This is a genomic window from Actinoallomurus sp. CA-150999 (assembly GCF_050942425.1).
Taxonomy (GTDB): domain Bacteria; phylum Actinomycetota; class Actinomycetes; order Streptosporangiales; family Streptosporangiaceae; genus Actinoallomurus.
Genome location: NZ_CP192063.1, coordinates 5,040,589 through 5,055,232 on the forward strand (window position 1 = coordinate 5,040,589; position 14,644 = coordinate 5,055,232).

General features: G+C 70.9%; 11 protein-coding genes and 1 riboswitch. Of the genes, 9 read left to right on the plus strand and 2 right to left on the minus strand.

What is annotated here, in order from left to right:
- Positions 1–51 precede the first annotated feature (51 nt).
- The 7 genes from ACQP2O_RS23610 to ACQP2O_RS23640 all read left to right on the plus strand — a co-directional run bounded on the left by ACQP2O_RS23610 (position 52) and on the right by ACQP2O_RS23640 (position 6,298).
- Positions 52–1,200: an acyl-CoA dehydrogenase family protein gene (locus ACQP2O_RS23610; protein WP_433191136.1), complete on the plus strand. Its 1,149-nt coding sequence runs from the start codon at positions 52–54 to the stop codon at positions 1,198–1,200.
- Between the two features lie 61 nt (positions 1,201–1,261).
- A complete protein-coding gene (locus ACQP2O_RS23615) occupies positions 1,262–1,702 on the plus strand; it encodes an Lrp/AsnC family transcriptional regulator (RefSeq protein WP_433189022.1) in 441 nt (146 codons plus the stop codon).
- Between the two features lie 270 nt (positions 1,703–1,972).
- Complete coding sequence (locus ACQP2O_RS23620; protein WP_433189025.1) at positions 1,973–2,179, plus strand: hypothetical protein; 207 nt, start codon at positions 1,973–1,975, stop codon at positions 2,177–2,179.
- The gene (locus tag ACQP2O_RS23625; protein ID WP_433189028.1) at positions 2,179–2,919 is read left to right on the plus strand and encodes a hypothetical protein; all 741 of its coding nucleotides are present in this window, start codon (positions 2,179–2,181) and stop codon (positions 2,917–2,919) included. The genes ACQP2O_RS23620 and ACQP2O_RS23625 overlap by 1 nt, the downstream gene beginning before the upstream one ends.
- Before the next feature lie 38 nt (positions 2,920–2,957).
- Positions 2,958–3,632, plus strand: coding sequence for a PAQR family membrane homeostasis protein TrhA (gene trhA / locus ACQP2O_RS23630; RefSeq protein WP_433189031.1), 675 nt, complete (start codon positions 2,958–2,960; stop codon positions 3,630–3,632).
- Positions 3,633–3,733: 101 nt separating this feature from the next.
- Entirely contained in the window at positions 3,734–5,119 is a 1,386-nt protein-coding gene (lpdA, locus tag ACQP2O_RS23635; RefSeq protein ID WP_433189034.1) for a dihydrolipoyl dehydrogenase, read from the plus strand.
- 123 nt (positions 5,120–5,242) lie between these two features.
- Positions 5,243–6,298, plus strand: a complete 1,056-nt coding sequence (locus ACQP2O_RS23640; RefSeq protein WP_433189037.1) for a ThiF family adenylyltransferase — start codon at positions 5,243–5,245, stop codon at positions 6,296–6,298.
- A gap of 54 nt (positions 6,299–6,352) precedes the next feature.
- Here the strand turns inward: ACQP2O_RS23640 and ACQP2O_RS23645 are convergent, their stop codons facing one another.
- A complete protein-coding gene (locus ACQP2O_RS23645) occupies positions 6,353–7,174 on the minus strand; it encodes an NAD(P)H-binding protein (RefSeq protein ID WP_433189040.1) in 822 nt (273 codons plus the stop codon).
- A gap of 94 nt (positions 7,175–7,268) precedes the next feature.
- Between ACQP2O_RS23645 and ACQP2O_RS23650 the strand changes: the two genes are divergently transcribed.
- A complete protein-coding gene (locus tag ACQP2O_RS23650; RefSeq protein ID WP_433189043.1) occupies positions 7,269–7,736 on the plus strand; it encodes a MarR family winged helix-turn-helix transcriptional regulator in 468 nt (155 codons plus the stop codon).
- A 150-nt stretch (positions 7,737–7,886) separates the two neighbouring features.
- Here the strand turns inward: ACQP2O_RS23650 and ACQP2O_RS23655 are convergent, their stop codons facing one another.
- The gene (locus ACQP2O_RS23655; protein WP_433189046.1) at positions 7,887–10,637 is read right to left on the minus strand and encodes a lectin; all 2,751 of its coding nucleotides are present in this window, start codon (positions 10,635–10,637) and stop codon (positions 7,887–7,889) included.
- Positions 10,638–10,835: 198 nt separating this feature from the next.
- Positions 10,836–10,913, plus strand: a riboswitch (S-adenosyl-L-homocysteine riboswitch).
- A 14-nt stretch (positions 10,914–10,927) separates the two neighbouring features.
- Between ACQP2O_RS23655 and metH the strand changes: the two genes are divergently transcribed.
- Complete coding sequence (gene metH, locus ACQP2O_RS23660; RefSeq protein WP_433189049.1) at positions 10,928–14,569, plus strand: methionine synthase; 3,642 nt, start codon at positions 10,928–10,930, stop codon at positions 14,567–14,569.
- Positions 14,570–14,644: the final 75 nt, after the last annotated feature.

The following is a 14,644-nucleotide window of genomic DNA, read 5'->3' on the forward strand; positions in this document are numbered from 1 at the left end:
CCGATGTGTCCCCTCAGCGTGGAGGGGCCATGGCCGGGAGGCGAGTGGACGATGGGCGTTGATCGTGAACTGCCGACGCCGGAGGCGTACGACCTGCTCGAGCTGACCCGTGACCTGGTCACCGCCGAGCTCGCCCCGCGGGCGGCCGCCGACGAGGAGTCCGGCCGGTTCCCCCGTGAGGTGTTCCGCACGCTCGGACGGGCCGGGCTGCTGGGCCTGCCCTATCCGGAGGAGTGCGGCGGCGGGCAGCCGTACGAGGTGTACCTGCAGGTCGTGGAGGAGCTGGCCGCGGGCTGGCTCGCGGTCGGCCTCGGAGTGAGCGTGCACACCCTGGCGTGCTTCCCGACCGCGGCGTACGGCTCGGCCGAGCAGCGGGAACGGCTCCTGCCGGACCTGCTCGGCGGCGACCTGCTCGGCGCCTACTGCCTGTCGGAGCCCCACTCCGGGTCCGACGCCGCCGCGCTGACCACCAAGGCCTTCCACGACGGCGGCGCGTACACGATCAACGGCACCAAGGCGTGGATCACCCACGGCGGACACGCCGACTTCTACACCGTCTTCGCGCGCACCGGCGCCGACAAGAGTCGCGGCATCTCCTGCTTCCACGTCCCCGCCGGCACCGACGGCGTCCGTGCCGCACCGCCGGAGAAGAAGATGGGCCTGCGCTCGTCCCCGACCGCCCAGATGCACTTCGACGACGTGCTCGTCCCCGAGGGCGACCGGATCGGCGCGGAGGGACAGGGCTTCCCGATCGCGCTGTCGGCGCTGGACGGCGGGCGGCTCGGCATCGCCGCCTGCGCCGTCGGCGTCGCCCAGGCGGCGCTGGACACCGCGGTCTCCTACGCCCGCGAGCGCCGTCAGTTCGGGCAGCGGATCGCCGACTTCCAGGGCCTGCGGTTCATGCTCGCCGACATGGCCACCGGAGTGGCGGCGGCCCGGGCGCTGTACCTCGCCGCGGCCCGCCGCCGCGACGCCGGGAGGCCGTACGGCCCGGAGGCGGCGATGGCCAAGCTGTTCGCCACCGACACGGCGATGCGGGTGGCCACCGACGCCGTCCAGGTGCTCGGCGGCTACGGCTACGTCACCGACTTCCCCGCCGAGCGGTTCCTGCGGGAGGCGAAGGTCCTGCAGATCGTCGAGGGCACCAACCAGGTCCAGCGCATGGTCATCGGCCGCCACCTCGCCGGCCCTGGGAAGTGATGGCGTAAGCGGCGACGGTGCGTTCCCCCGCGAAATCGTCCATCGCGATAGGTTCTGAGGCGTGGAGGACATCGACCGGCAGATCGTGGCCCTGCTCGCCGAGGACGGCCGCATGAGCTTCACAGACCTGGCGCGCGAGACGGGGCTGTCCGTCTCGGCCGTGCACCAGCGCGTACGGCGGCTGCAGAAGCGCGGTGTGATCAGGGGTTACTCGGCGGTGCTCGACCATGAGGCGGTCGGTCTGCCGCTCACCGCGTTCATCTCGATCAAGCCGATCGACCCGGCGGCGCCGGACGACGCGCCGGAGAAGCTCGGCCACCTTCAGGAGATCGAGGCCTGCCACTCGGTGGCGGGCGAGGAGAGCTACATCTTGAAGGTGCGGGTCGCCTCACCGTTCGCGCTGGAGGAGCTCCTGCAGCAGATCCGGGCCGCGGCCAACGTCTCCACGCGGACCACGGTCGTGCTGAGCACCCCCTACGAGGGCCGCCCGCCCCGGCTCTGAACGCCGCCGCTCAAACCGGTAGCGGCGGCTGGGATCCCAGCGGCCCCGGGTCGTCGACTTACTATGTAAAGGACGCGGCCTCTTCGTTCTCGCACCGCGGGAACCCCGGATCCGCCTCCGAGCCCACCGGAGTCCCCGGTCCGCGAAGAATCCGCCGGGATGGCGGGGACTCGCCACAACTCTGCCGTGCGGATGCCGTGGGCAGGGCGTTCGGAAGGCATTGCCGCGCGGTCGTCGCCTTCCCCGGGCCCGCTGGCGAAAGTACTCGCCATGGCGACACGAATGCGCCGGGGCACGGCCTCGGGCACAGGGGATTGGCTGCTGGTGTTCCTCCAGGCGAGGGACGCGCCGCCGCGCCGCTGGCACGGCGCGGCGACCGGGCCGGGGGAGTGGCTCCTGGTCTTCCTGGAGGCCGCTCGGGCGGGCCGGCCGATGGTCCTCGGCGGCCTCGAGCCGGTACGCGCGAGGGGGGCCTAGTGGTCACGAGGATGCTCTTCGCGGCCCTGCTCGGCGCTCTCATCGGCGGCGCCGAGCTGGCCGGCCGCTACCAGGACAAGCCCGCGTCGGCGGTGTTCTCGCCGTCCGGGATGCTCTACGTCATCGTCAACGCCTCCGCGTCGACGCTGGCGCTCATCCTGGCCGAGTCGATGGGCTGGCGGTTCGCGCTGCCGGAGGGCGCTCCGCCCATCGGCGCCGACGTCGCGCAGGTCATGGCCGCCGCGGTCGGCTCGGCCGCGGTCTTCCGCTCCTCCTTCATGATCGCTCAGGACAAGGGCGTCAGCATCGGGCCGATCCTCCTCCTGTCCGGGCTGCTGAAGATCGTCGACGCGGCGATGGACCGCAAGCGGGCGCTCAGCCGGCTGGCGGGCAACGACCTGCACGGCCTGTCCTTCGCCCGCGACCACGCCGCGCTGGCGGAGCTGTGCAGCCACGCGCTGCGGCGGTACGAGCTCGCGGAGGCGCAGCGCCTCGGTGAGCTCGCCGCCGACCTGCGGGCCCGCGACGACCTGACCGACGCCGACAAGCTGGACTGCTTCGGCCTGGAGCTGAGCCGTCTCGTCGGCGAGCGGGCGCTGCGCAAGGCCGCGGAGCGGCTCCGTGACCGCCCGGCGCTGGAAGACGTGGCCGTCACGGTCGAGGACGTCCAGGAGGTGGACACCGAGTTCACCTCACGCCTGGGTGGAGGGAGACGGCTCGCCCGCCGTTCGGAATACTGAGTGTCGGCACACTCAGCGGACGGACGGAGGAGGAGCCCATGGCTGGACCGGCGGCACGCGTGGGAGAGCTCGCCCAGGCGGTCAAACCACGGCTGCGCGGCTGGCTGCACGCCGGCACCTTCCCGGCCGCGCTGGTCGCCGGCATCGTCCTGGTGGCGCTCGGCCCCACACTGTCGGCGCGGCTGGCCGCCGCGGTGTACGCGGTGACGTCGGCGCTGCTGTTCGGCGTCTCGGCGCTCTACCACCGCGGGCACTGGTCGGCGCGGGCCGAGGCGGTGTTGCGGCGGTTCGACCACGCCAACATCTACCTGATCATCGCCGGCACCTACACGCCGTTCGCGCTGCTGGCGCTGCACGGTACGGCGCGTACCGTGGTGCTGTCGGTGATCTGGTCGGGCGCCGCCGCCGGGGTGCTGTTCCGCATCGTGTGGGTGGGCGCGCCGCGCTGGCTGTACACCGCGCTGTACGTCGGGCTCGGCTGGGTCGCGGCGGCGGTCATGCCGCAGCTGCTGAACGGCGCGGGCTGGGCCGCGCTCACCCTGGTGTGCGTGGGCGGTCTGCTCTACAGCGTGGGCGGCCTGGTGTACGGGCTGCGCCGCCCGGATCCGTCACCGCGCTGGTTCGGCTTCCACGAGGTGTTCCACGCCTTCACGATCGCCGCGTACGTGGCGCAGTACATCGCGGTCTCGTTCGTCGTGTACCGGGCCGCCTGATGATCCATCTCGACGGCGAGCGCTGAGCCTGTGATCGAGGTCCGGGCGACGCCGGGGACGGTGTCGGCCGGACCCACCAGCGGGCAATATCGTTACTGCTCATGAGCACTCATTTCGACGTCGTCGTTCTCGGCGCGGGCCCGGGCGGGTACGTCGCCGCGATCCGGTCCGCCCAGCTGGGCCTTAAGACCGCGGTCATCGAGGAGAAGTACTGGGGAGGCGTCTGCCTCAACGTGGGCTGCATCCCCTCCAAGGCCCTGCTGCGCAACGCCGAGCTGGCGCACATCTTCACCCGTGAGGCGAAGACGTTCGGCATCCAGGCCAACGGCGAGGTGCGCTTCGACTACGGCGAGGCGTTCCGCCGCAGCCGGACGGTCGCGGACGGCCGGGTCAAGGGCGTCCACTACCTGATGAAGAAGAACGGCATCACGGAGTTCAACGGCCGGGGCACCTTCACCGACCCGAACACCATCCAGGTGGGCGGCGAGACCGTCACGTTCGACCACTGCATCCTCGCGACCGGCGCGAGCGCGCGGCTGCTGCCGGGCACGTCGCTGAGCGACCGGGTCGTGACGTTCGAGGAGCAGATCCTCAGCGAGGACCTGCCGGGCAGCATCGTCATCGCCGGCGCGGGCGCCATCGGCGTGGAGTTCGCGTACGTCCTGAGCAACTACGGCGTCAAGGTCACGATCGTGGAGTTCCTCGACCGGCTCGTGCCGCTGGAGGACGAGGAGGTCTCCAAGGAGCTGGCGCGCCGCTACCGCAAGCTCGGCGTCGACGTGCTGACCTCCACCCGCGTCGAGGGCATCGACGAGTCGGGCGAGAAGGTCCGCGTCACCGTCTCCAAGGACGGGCAGCAGCAGGTCCTGGAGGCCGACAAGGTGCTGCAGGCGATCGGCTTCCGGCCGAACGTCGACGGTTACGGCCTGGAGAAGACCGGCGTCCGGCTGACCGAGCGGGGCGCGATCGACATCGACGGGCGCGGCCGCACCAGCGTGCCGCACATCTTCGCGATCGGCGACGTGACCGCCAAGCTGATGCTGGCGCACGCGGCCGAGTCGATGGGCATCGTCGCCGCCGAGACCATCGCGGCCGCCGAGACGATGGAGCTCGACTACGTGATGATCCCGCGGGCGACCTACTGCCAGCCGCAGATCGCCAGCTTCGGCTGGACGGAGGCGCAGGCGCGGGAGAAGGGCTTCGACGTCCAGGTCGCCAAGTTCCCCTTCACCGCGAACGGCAAGTCGCACGGCCTGGGCGACCCGACCGGCTTCGTGAAGATCCTCAGCGACAAGAAGTACGGCGAGCTGCTCGGCGCGCACCTCATCGGCCCGGACGTCACGGAGCTGCTGCCCGAGCTGACCCTCGCCCAGCAGTGGGACCTGACCGTCCACGAGGTCGCGCGGAACGTCCACGCCCACCCGACGCTGGGCGAGGCGGTCAAGGAAGCGATCCACGGCCTGGCCGGCCACATGATCAACTTCTGATCTCGTGCGACGCGGGCCGCCGGCGGCGGCCCGCACGACCGGGAGTCATCTCGGGGGTTGCGCCGTCAGAGGAGTCGATATTTACTTGACCAAGTCAAACTTAACGTTGACGAGGGCAAGAAAATGATCGATCTTGATGCTTTCGCGGGAACGCTCGACGCCCCGTCCGGGCACAGCTGGCGCCCGGTGATCGTGCGCCTGCGCCCGGGGGAGATGGGCCGTTTCACGATGCTGTGCCGGCGGCGGGGCATCGCGGTCATCGACACGATCGACCGCCAGCTCAGCGAGCTGGCGGCCGTTCGGCTGCCGGACCGGCCGGGCGAGCACGAGCGGTACGCCCGGGAGGTGGCGGGCGACCACGTGTCGGCCTACGGTGCCTGGGTCCATCTGCCATGGATGTCGCAGGTCGCGCACGTGCTGCCTCCCTCGGACTACTTCGAGGTCGTCACCGCGCGCAACCAGCTCAAGATCACGCGTGCCGAGCAGGATCTGCTGCGGAAGAAGCGGGTCGCGGTGATCGGATTATCCGTCGGTGGTGAGGCGGCGGTCGCGCTGGCCCAGGAGCATCTGTGCGGCCACATCGTGCTGGCCGACCATGACCGCCTCGATCTGTCGAACCTCAATCGTCTGGGCGCGGGCCTGCACGATCTGGGTCTGCCCAAGACCCGTATCGTCGCCCGCCGGATCGCCGTGATCGATCCCTATCTGGAGATCACCCTCGTCGAGGAAGGCGTGACGGAGGACAACGCGGCGGAGTTCGTGGCGGGCCTCGACCTCCTCGTGGACGAGTGCGACGGGCTCGCGATCAAGCACCTCGTGCGGCGGCTCGCCAGGGAACGGGGAGTCGACGTCGTCTACGCCGCCGACGAGCGCGGTTTCCTGAGCGTCGAGCCGTACGGCGCCGATCCGGGCCTGGAACCGTTCCACGGTCTGGTTGCAGGCCGTCCCGAGACCTACCTCGACGGGCTCATCGCCTGGCTCGGCGGGCGGGAGGAGCTGTCGGAGCGGTCACGGCGTTCGGTCGAGCTCATCGGAACCTCGCTGTCGGGCTATCCGCAGCTCGCCGGCGAGGCGAGGTACGCGGCCGGGCAGGTCGCCCATGTCGCGCGCCGGCTCCTGCTCGGCGAGCGCATGCCGCCCTTCCATGGTCACCTGGGTCCCGAGGAGTTCCTTCCATAGAAAGGGCTCGCTCCGGCGGGCCGCCGGACGGCGGCCCGCGCGGGCCTCGAGGGCTTATGCCCGGAAGGCGTCGGCGTGGTCGCGCGCCCAGGTGGCGAAGGTGCGCGCGGGGTGGCCGGTCAGCTCCCGCACGGCCTGAGTGAGCTCGACGGGGACGCCGTCGTTGGACGCCCACCAGTCCAGGAGGGAGTCGGCGAAGGCGGCCGGGACGTGCTCGGCCATCTCCTCCTTCCACTCCTCCCGGGTGACCTTCCGGAAGCGGATCGGCCGGCCGGTCTCCCGGCTCAGGATGTCGATCTGCTCGGCGAAGGTGAGCGACTCCGGACCGGTCAGGGTGTACGGGCGGCCGCCCAGGCCGGGGTCGGTGAGCACGGCCAGGGCGGCCTCGGCGACGTCGGCCTCGTGGATCGAGTCGTTGTGGGAGCCGGGGAAGGGCAGGCTGATCGGCCGGCCCGACCGCAGGCTCCAGCTCCAGGCCAGCGCGTTGCTCGCGAACGCGCCGGGGCGCAGCGACGTCGCACGGATGGAGGAGGCGGTCAGGGCCCGCTCCACGTCCAGGTGGTTCTTGGCCACCGTGCTGTCGTCGGCGTTCGGGGCGAGGACCGCGGAGGAGGACAGCAGCACGATGTGCTCGACGCCCGCCCCGGTGGCCTCCTCGACGAACGCGCCGATGTGGGACGGCGAGGCGTACAGGAAGACCGAGGTCACGCCCTTCAGGGCGGCGGCGAAGGTGGACGGGTCGGTCAGGTCGCAGCGGATCGTGTCCGGGCTCTCGGGGGTGCTGGAGGCCGCGCGGACGGCGAGCCCCCGCTCCTCCAGCAGGGCGATGAGGTGCCGGGCGACGGCGCCGCGGCTTCCGGTGACGAGGACGGTCATGGAGATTATTCCTTTCGCATATACTTTGTCACGCGGATTCTGTGTGACGAAGTATCTTCGTGACGAAGGTAAATTTGAGGCATGGAGGTGCCGGGTGTCAAACCGGGCGGAGTTGCTCGCGCGTGTCGTGGGGGAGAGCCAGCGGCACTATGCCGCGTACACGCTGTTCAATCAGGCGATGGCCGACCGGATCGGGCTGCACCCCACCGACGTGCAGTGCATCGCGCTGCTCGACCTGGAGCCCGGGCCGGTGACCACCGGGGAGATCGCCCGGCTCACCGGCCTGGCGTCAGGATCCGCGTCCCGGCTGGTCGACCGCCTGGAGAAGGCCGGCTTCGTGCAGCGGCAGCCCGATCCGAACGACCGCCGACGGGCCCTCGTCGCTCTCGCCCCCGACGCGGCCGCCCGGATCGCGGAGGCGTGGGAGACGCCGGGACAGGCGTTCGGTGCGGTGCTCGAGCGCTACACCGACGAGCAGCTGGAGATCATCGTCGACTATCTCCGCCAGGCCGCCGACGTGGGCCGCGACCAGGCCCGCCGTCTCACCACCGAGACACCGTAGGCCGCGTCCGGCGGATCTCCGTCCCGCTCGCAAGGGACGGCCCCGCCGGACACGCCCTGGCCGCGCCCGGCGGGGCCGTCCGTCACCGAACAGCGCCCCGCCGTGCGCGGAGTGCGGGGCGGGCGGGCACCCCGCACTCCACTCCGTGCCTCAGCCCGGCAGCGTCCACTGCTGGGCGGCGGTCTTGTTACAGCCGTAGATCTGCAGCTGGGTGCCGTCCGTGGTGCTGCTGTTCGGATCGTCGAGGCACTTGCCCGATTCCGGGTTGGTCAGTGCCTTGTTCGCCGTGTCGTAGGTCCACTGCTGCGCGCCGGAGGTGTTGCAGTCCCAGAGCTGGACCTTCGTGCCGTCGGCGGTGCCGCTGTGGTCGACGTCCAGGCACTTGCCGAAGGCCGTCAGCGTGCCGTCGCCCTGCACCGTCCACTGCTGCGCGTTGGAGTTGTTGCAGCCGTAGATCTGGACGTGCGCGCCGTTGGCCGCGGAGCTGTTCGCCACGTCGACGCACTTCCCGGCGATGCCGGAGGTGATCGGGCCGGTCCGGGTGGTCGTGCCTCCGGTGCCCGGGTAGGACGGGGGAGCCGACGAGGCGGAGGTCGCCCACGAGGTGTTCGCCGTCGTGCCGAGCGTCAGGCTGAGCGTCCCGCCGCCGGTCGCGGCCGAGGCGGGCAGGTAGGCGTTGTTCCAGTCGCCGCCGTTCCAGGTGGCGCTCTGCACGTACGGCACATCCGTCGCGGCCTGCGGCGCGTTGATGGTCAGTTTGTTGCCCGTGCTGAGGGTGATGACGACCTGGGTGAACAGCGGGCTGCCGAGCGCCAGGTCGGCCGTGCCCGGCGTTTCGGGGAACATCCCCATCGCCGACCAGACGTACCAGGCGCTCATCGTGCCGAGGTCGTCGTTGCCGACGCCCCACCCGGTCGGGGAATCCGGCCACAGCTTGTTCTGCACGTTCCGGATGACCTCCTGCGTACGCCACGGCCGGCCCACGTAGTCGTACTCCCACGGCAGTTCGACGCTCGGCTCGTTGCCGAGGTCGGCGTGGTCGCCGCCGCTGCCGTCGTACGCCGCCAGCACGTGGTCGAGGTAGCTCACCATCCCGGCGTTGCCGCCCTTCGCGTCGGCGAGGCCGCGGACGTTGAAGGGCACCATCCCGGTGTACTGCCACGACGTGCCCTCGACCATCTCGGTGCCGCTCGTCGCGGAGAAACCGCCCGCCCACGGCCCGCTGGCCGTACGCGGCTGCATGAAGCCGCTGGAGGTGTTCAGCAGGTTCTTCCAGTTCTGGGCGCGGTCGACGAACTTCTTCTGGTTCGCCGTGTCACCGAGCGCACCGGCGAACGCCCCGAGCGCGAAGTCGGCCGTGTCGTACTCCAGGGTCGTCGAGACGGACCCGTAGTAGTTGCAGCAGCCGTACGTCCCGTCGCTGGGCAGGTAGCCGATGCTCGAGAGGTAGTTCAGGCCGGGCCGGTCGTTGTTCGTGACGGTGGCCTGGTGGACCATCGCGTTCTTCGCCGCGGTCGTGTCGAAGTCCCGGCCGCCGAAGGCGTAGATGTCGGCGATGATCGAGGCCGCCGGGTCGCCGACCATGACGTAGGACTCGCCGTTGGCCTGCGCCCACTTCGGCAGCTGACCGCCCTGCGCGTAGTCGTTGACCGCCGATTGCGCCACGTCGCTCGCCTGCGTCGGCGCGATCATGCCGATGAGCTGGGCTTGGCTGCGGTAGATGTCCCAGCCGGAGTAGTTGGCGTACTGCGCGTGCCCGGAGGCGGCGGTGTGCACGGTGTTGTCGAACCCCATGTACTGGCCGTTCGCGTCGCTGAACACGTTGGGATGCAGCAGCGCGTGGTAGAGCGACGTGTAGAAGACGTGCTGCTGCGCGGTGGTGCCGCCGGCCGTCTGGATCTTGCCGAGCATGGTGTTCCAGGCGTTGTGCGCCGCCGTACGGGTGCCGTCGAAGTCGAAGTTCGGCACCTCGCCGTCCCGGTTCGCCTTCGCGTTCGCGTCGGAGGTGTACGAGACCCCGACCCGGGCGGTCACCACGTGGTTCGCGGTCGTGTCGAAGGTCAGGTATCCGCCGTTCGGGGCGGCCAGCGGTGCCGCCGCGGTCCCCGCCGTGCCGTGCAGGCGGGGCTGGTTGGGCCGGTCCGCCGCGTGCGGTGACACGGCCGTGCGGGTGGCGTGCGCGGTCGACTTCTGGGCCAGCCGCCCGGCTCCGGCCCGCACGCCGGACGCGAGCCAGGTCCCGGTGCTGAACGGGTGGTCGAAGGCCACCGAGAAGTGCAGCGTGTAGGCGTTGCCGGCACCGCAGAACCGGCCGCTGGTCACCGAGCCGACGACCTCGGTGTTGCCGACGGTCTGCCAGGTCGTCGCGGAGTCGCCGTTCTGGCTGCCGGTCAGCTTGAACAGCAGGTTCGCCTGGGTGGTGGACGGGAAGGTGAAGCGGCCGACGCCGCCTCGCGTCGTGGTGGTCAGCTCGGTCTTGACGCCGTTGCCGAGCGTCACGCCGTAGTACCCGGGGGACGCCGACTCGTTCGCGTGCGAGTACGCCGAACTGGCCGAGTCGGGGGAGGTGACCGCGCCGGTCGTGGGCATGATCGGCACGTCACCGTACGCGCCGCAGCCCGGTCCGGCCATGTGGGTCAGGCTGAACCCGGTGATCGTGGAACTGTTGTAGGAGTAACCGCCGCCCAGGGCTCGGCTGGCGGTGTCGGGACTCCACTGCAGCATGCCGAACGGGACGTCGGCGCCGGGGAAGTCATTGCCTCCGTTGGTCGTGCCGAGGAGCGGGTTGACGAGGGAGGCCGGGTCGGAGACGAGCGTGGCGGCGCTCGCCGGGGCGGGGAGAAGCACGCCCACCACCAGAAGACAGGGCAGGAGGACGCGCAGGGGGCGGAGGAGTCTCATTTCTGACCGCCGTTTCGCGGGGGATCAGGGCGGATGACAACGTTGTCGAGTGGTTCTTATGTCGCCATTTCTGGCAAGTCAATACCTTTGTCAGCAGTCGGCCACCCGGGTCGGCTCGGCGTGCGTCACCGTCCGGGCACCGCCTCGAAACCCGGTGTCCATCTTTCACGGCGTCAGATCTTGATACGCTCGATCTCATAGGCCGAGAGGCGCTGCAACGGGCTCAGGCCCGCCACGCTCGGCCGCCATCGATGTTCGCAAGGGCGCCTCCCAGTAAACGGGAGGTGTCGGTGACCACATCAGCGAACCACGACGGCCAGGAGCGCGCGGCCCGAACGCAGGCGCTGCGCGACCTGCTGGACCGGCGGATCGCGGTCCTCGACGGCGCCTGGGGCACCATGCTGCAGGGTGCCGGGCTGACGCCCGCCGACTACCGGGGCGACCGGTTCGGCGACCATCCCCGTGACGTCACCGGCGACCCCGACCTGCTCAACCTGACCCGCCCGGACGTCATCCTGGACGTGCACCGGCGCTACCTCGCCGCCGGCGCCGACATCACGACGACCAACACGTTCACCGCGACCAGCGTCGGCCAGGCCGACTACGGGCTGCAGTCCCACGTGCGGGAGATGAACCTGGAGGCCGCGCGGCTCGCGCGCCAGGCCGCCGACGAGGTCGGCGGGCGGTTCGTCGCCGGCTCGGTCGGCCCGCTCAACGTCACGCTGTCGCTGTCCCCGCGGGTGGAGGACCCCGCCTACCGGGCCGTGACCTACGACCAGGTCCGCGAGTCGTACGCCGAGCAGATCCAGGCGCTCGCCGACGGCGGGGTCGACCTGCTGCTGATCGAGACGATCTTCGACACGCTCAACGCCAAGGCCGCGATCACGGCCGCCCGCGAGGTCGCCCCGGACCTGCCGCTGTGGATCTCGGTGACGATCGTCGACCTGAGCGGGCGGACGCTGTCCGGCCAGACGGTCGAGGCGTTCTGGAACTCCATCGAGCACGCCGAGCCGCTCGTCGTCGGCGTGAACTGCTCGCTCGGCGCCGCGGAGATGCGCCCGCACGTCACCGAGCTGTCCCGGATCGCCGGCACCTACACCGCGTGCCATCCCAACGCCGGCCTGCCCAACGCGTTCGGCGGCTACGACCAGACGCCGGAGGAGACCGCCGGGCTGCTCGCCGAGTTCGCCGACGGGGGAGCCGTCAACGTCGTCGGCGGTTGCTGCGGCACGTCCCCGGAGCACATCGCGCGCATCGCCGCCGCCGTCACCGGGCTGACACCGCGACCGGTCCCGGCCCCGGAGAGGCGCACCCGCTTCAGCGGCCTGGAGCCGTTCGAGATCGCCCCCGACACCGGCTTCGTCATGATCGGCGAGCGGACCAACGTCACCGGCTCGGCGCGGTTCCGGCGCCTCATCGAGGCCGACGACTACCAGGGCGCGGTCGACGTCGCCGCGGAGCAGGTACGCGGCGGCGCGAACATCCTCGACGTCAACATGGACGCCGACCTGCTCGAAAGCGAGCAGGCCATGACGACGTTCCTCAACCTGATCGCGACCGAGCCCGAGGTCGCCCGCATCCCGATCATGGTCGACAGCTCGCGGTGGAGCGTGCTGGAGGCCGGGCTCAAGTGCGTGCAGGGCAAGGCCGTCGTCAACTCCATCAGCCTCAAGGAGGGCGAGGAGCCGTTCCTGGCGCAGGCGCGGCGCATCCGCGACTACGGCGCCGGCGTCGTCGTCATGGCCTTCGACGAGCAGGGCCAGGCCGACACCACCGAGCGCAAGGTCGCGATCTGCGCCCGAGCGTACGACCTGCTGACGCGGGAGGCCGGGTTCGCGCCCGAGGACATCGTCTTCGACCCGAACGTCCTGGCCGTCGCCACCGGCATCGCCGAGCACAACGGCTACGCCAAGGCGTTCATCGACGCGCTCCCGCAGATCAAGGAGCGATGCCCCGGCGCCCGCACCAGCGGCGGCATCTCCAACCTGTCGTTCTCCTTCCGCGGCAACGACGTCGTACGGGAGGCGATGCACTCGGCGTTCCTGCTCCACGCCGTACGCGCCGGGCTGGACATGGGCATCGTCAACGCCGGCCAGCTCGCCGTCTACCAGGACATCCCCGCCGACCTGCTCGAACTCGTCGAGGACGTGCTGTTCGACCGGCGCCCCGACGCCACCGACCGGCTCGTCGCCTTCGCCGAGACGGTGAACGGCAAGGGCACCCAGCGGACGGTGGACCTGTCCTGGCGGGACGCGCCCGTGGAGAAGCGGCTGGCGCACGCCCTCGTCCACGGCATCGTCGACTTCGTCGAGGAGGACACCGAGGAGGCCCGGCAGCGGGCCGCCCGGCCCCTCGACGTGATCGAGGGTTCGCTGATGGACGGCATGAAGATCGTCGGCGACCTGTTCGGGGCCGGGAAGATGTTCCTGCCGCAGGTCGTCAAGAGCGCCCGGGTCATGAAGCGCGCCGTCGCCTACCTCGAGCCGTACATGGAGGCGGAGAAGGAACAGGCCCGGCTGGAGGGCCGCGCCGAGGCTGAGCGCGGCAACGGCAAGGTCGTGCTCGCCACCGTCAAGGGCGACGTGCACGACATCGGCAAGAACATCGTCGGCGTCGTCCTCGGCTGCAACAACTACGAGGTCATCGACCTCGGCGTCATGGTCCCCGCCGCCACCATCCTCGACACCGCCGTCGCCGAGAACGCCGACGCCGTCGGCCTGTCCGGGCTGATCACCCCGTCCCTGGACGAGATGGTCGCCGTCGCCGCCGAGATGGACCGCCGCGGCCTGAAGATGCCGCTGCTGATCGGCGGTGCCACCACCTCGCGCCAGCACACCGCGGTCCGGATCGCCCCGGCGTACGACGGCACGACCGTCCACGTGCTCGACGCCTCCCGCGTCGTCGGCGTCGTCTCCGACCTGCTCGACCCCGACCGGGCCGAGGAACTGGACGCGAGCAACCGCGCCGAGCAGGACCGCCTGCGCACCGAGCACGAGACCCGTCGGCGCAGCCCCCTGCTCACCCTCGAGCAGATCCGCGCCAACCCCGAGCGCGTCGCGTACGACGACCTGCCCGTCCCCGCCTTCACCGGCGTACGGACCGTCGAACCGGAGCTGACCGAGCTCCGCGAGATGATCGACTGGCAGTTCCTGTTCCTCGCCTGGGAGCTGAAGGGCAAGTACCCGGCGATCCTGGAACAGCCGGTGGCGCGCGAGCTGTTCGACGACGCCAACGCCCTGCTCGACCAGATCATCGCCGACGGCTCCCTGCGGGCCCAGGGCCGGTACGCCTTCTGGCCCGCCCACTCCGAGGGCGACGACATCGTCCTCGACGGCGGCGAGCGGTTCCCGATGCTGCGCCAGCAGACCGCCAAGCCCGAGGGGCGTCCCAACCGCTGCCTCGCCGACTACCTGGCCCCCTCCGGCGACCACCTCGGCGGCTTCGCCGTCGCGGTCCACGGCGCCGAGGAACTGGCCGCGACGTACGAAGCCGCGGGCGACGACTACCGGGCGATCATGGTCAAGGCGCTCGCCGACCGCCTCGCCGAGGCGTTCGCCGAGTACCTGCACCTGAAGGCGCGGCGTGAGTGGTTCGAGCCGGACGCCGACCCGGCCATCGAGGACCTGCACGCCGAACGCTTCCGCGGCATCCGCCCGGCCCTCGGCTACCCGGCGAGCCCGGACCACAGCCAGAAGCGAACGCTGTTCGGTCTGCTCGGCTCGGACGAGATCGGCATGGGCCTGACCGAATCGTTCGCGATGACCCCGGCGGCGAGCGTCAGCGGCCTGGTGTTCGCCCATCCGGCGTCCCGGTACTTCACCGTGGGCCGCATCGGCCGTGACCAGGCCGAGGACTACGCCGAGCGCTGCGGCGTCCCCCTCGCCGAGGTCGAGCGCTGGCTCCGCCCGAACCTCGCCTACGACCCCGAGTGAGGGAGGACCTCAGGGGATCCTGAGGTCCTCCTGGTCAGTGCCCATGATCCGGACCGACCCCTGACGGCATCGGGC

What these genes read in the sequence shown, in the direction of transcription:
- ACQP2O_RS23610 (WP_433191136.1), top strand. Translation starts at nt 52, where the DNA reads ATGGGCGTTGATCGTGAACTGCCGACGCCGGAGGCGTACGACCTGCTC.
- ACQP2O_RS23620 (WP_433189025.1), top strand. Translation starts at nt 1,973, where the DNA reads ATGGCGACACGAATGCGCCGGGGCACGGCCTCGGGCACAGGGGATTGG.
- trhA (WP_433189031.1), top strand. Translation starts at nt 2,958, where the DNA reads ATGGCTGGACCGGCGGCACGCGTGGGAGAGCTCGCCCAGGCGGTCAAA.
- lpdA (WP_433189034.1), top strand. Translation starts at nt 3,734, where the DNA reads ATGAGCACTCATTTCGACGTCGTCGTTCTCGGCGCGGGCCCGGGCGGG.
- ACQP2O_RS23640 (WP_433189037.1), top strand. Translation starts at nt 5,243, where the DNA reads ATGATCGATCTTGATGCTTTCGCGGGAACGCTCGACGCCCCGTCCGGG.
- ACQP2O_RS23645 (WP_433189040.1), bottom strand. Translation starts at nt 7,174, where the DNA reads ATGACCGTCCTCGTCACCGGAAGCCGCGGCGCCGTCGCCCGGCACCTC.
- ACQP2O_RS23655 (WP_433189046.1), bottom strand. Translation starts at nt 10,637, where the DNA reads ATGAGACTCCTCCGCCCCCTGCGCGTCCTCCTGCCCTGTCTTCTGGTG.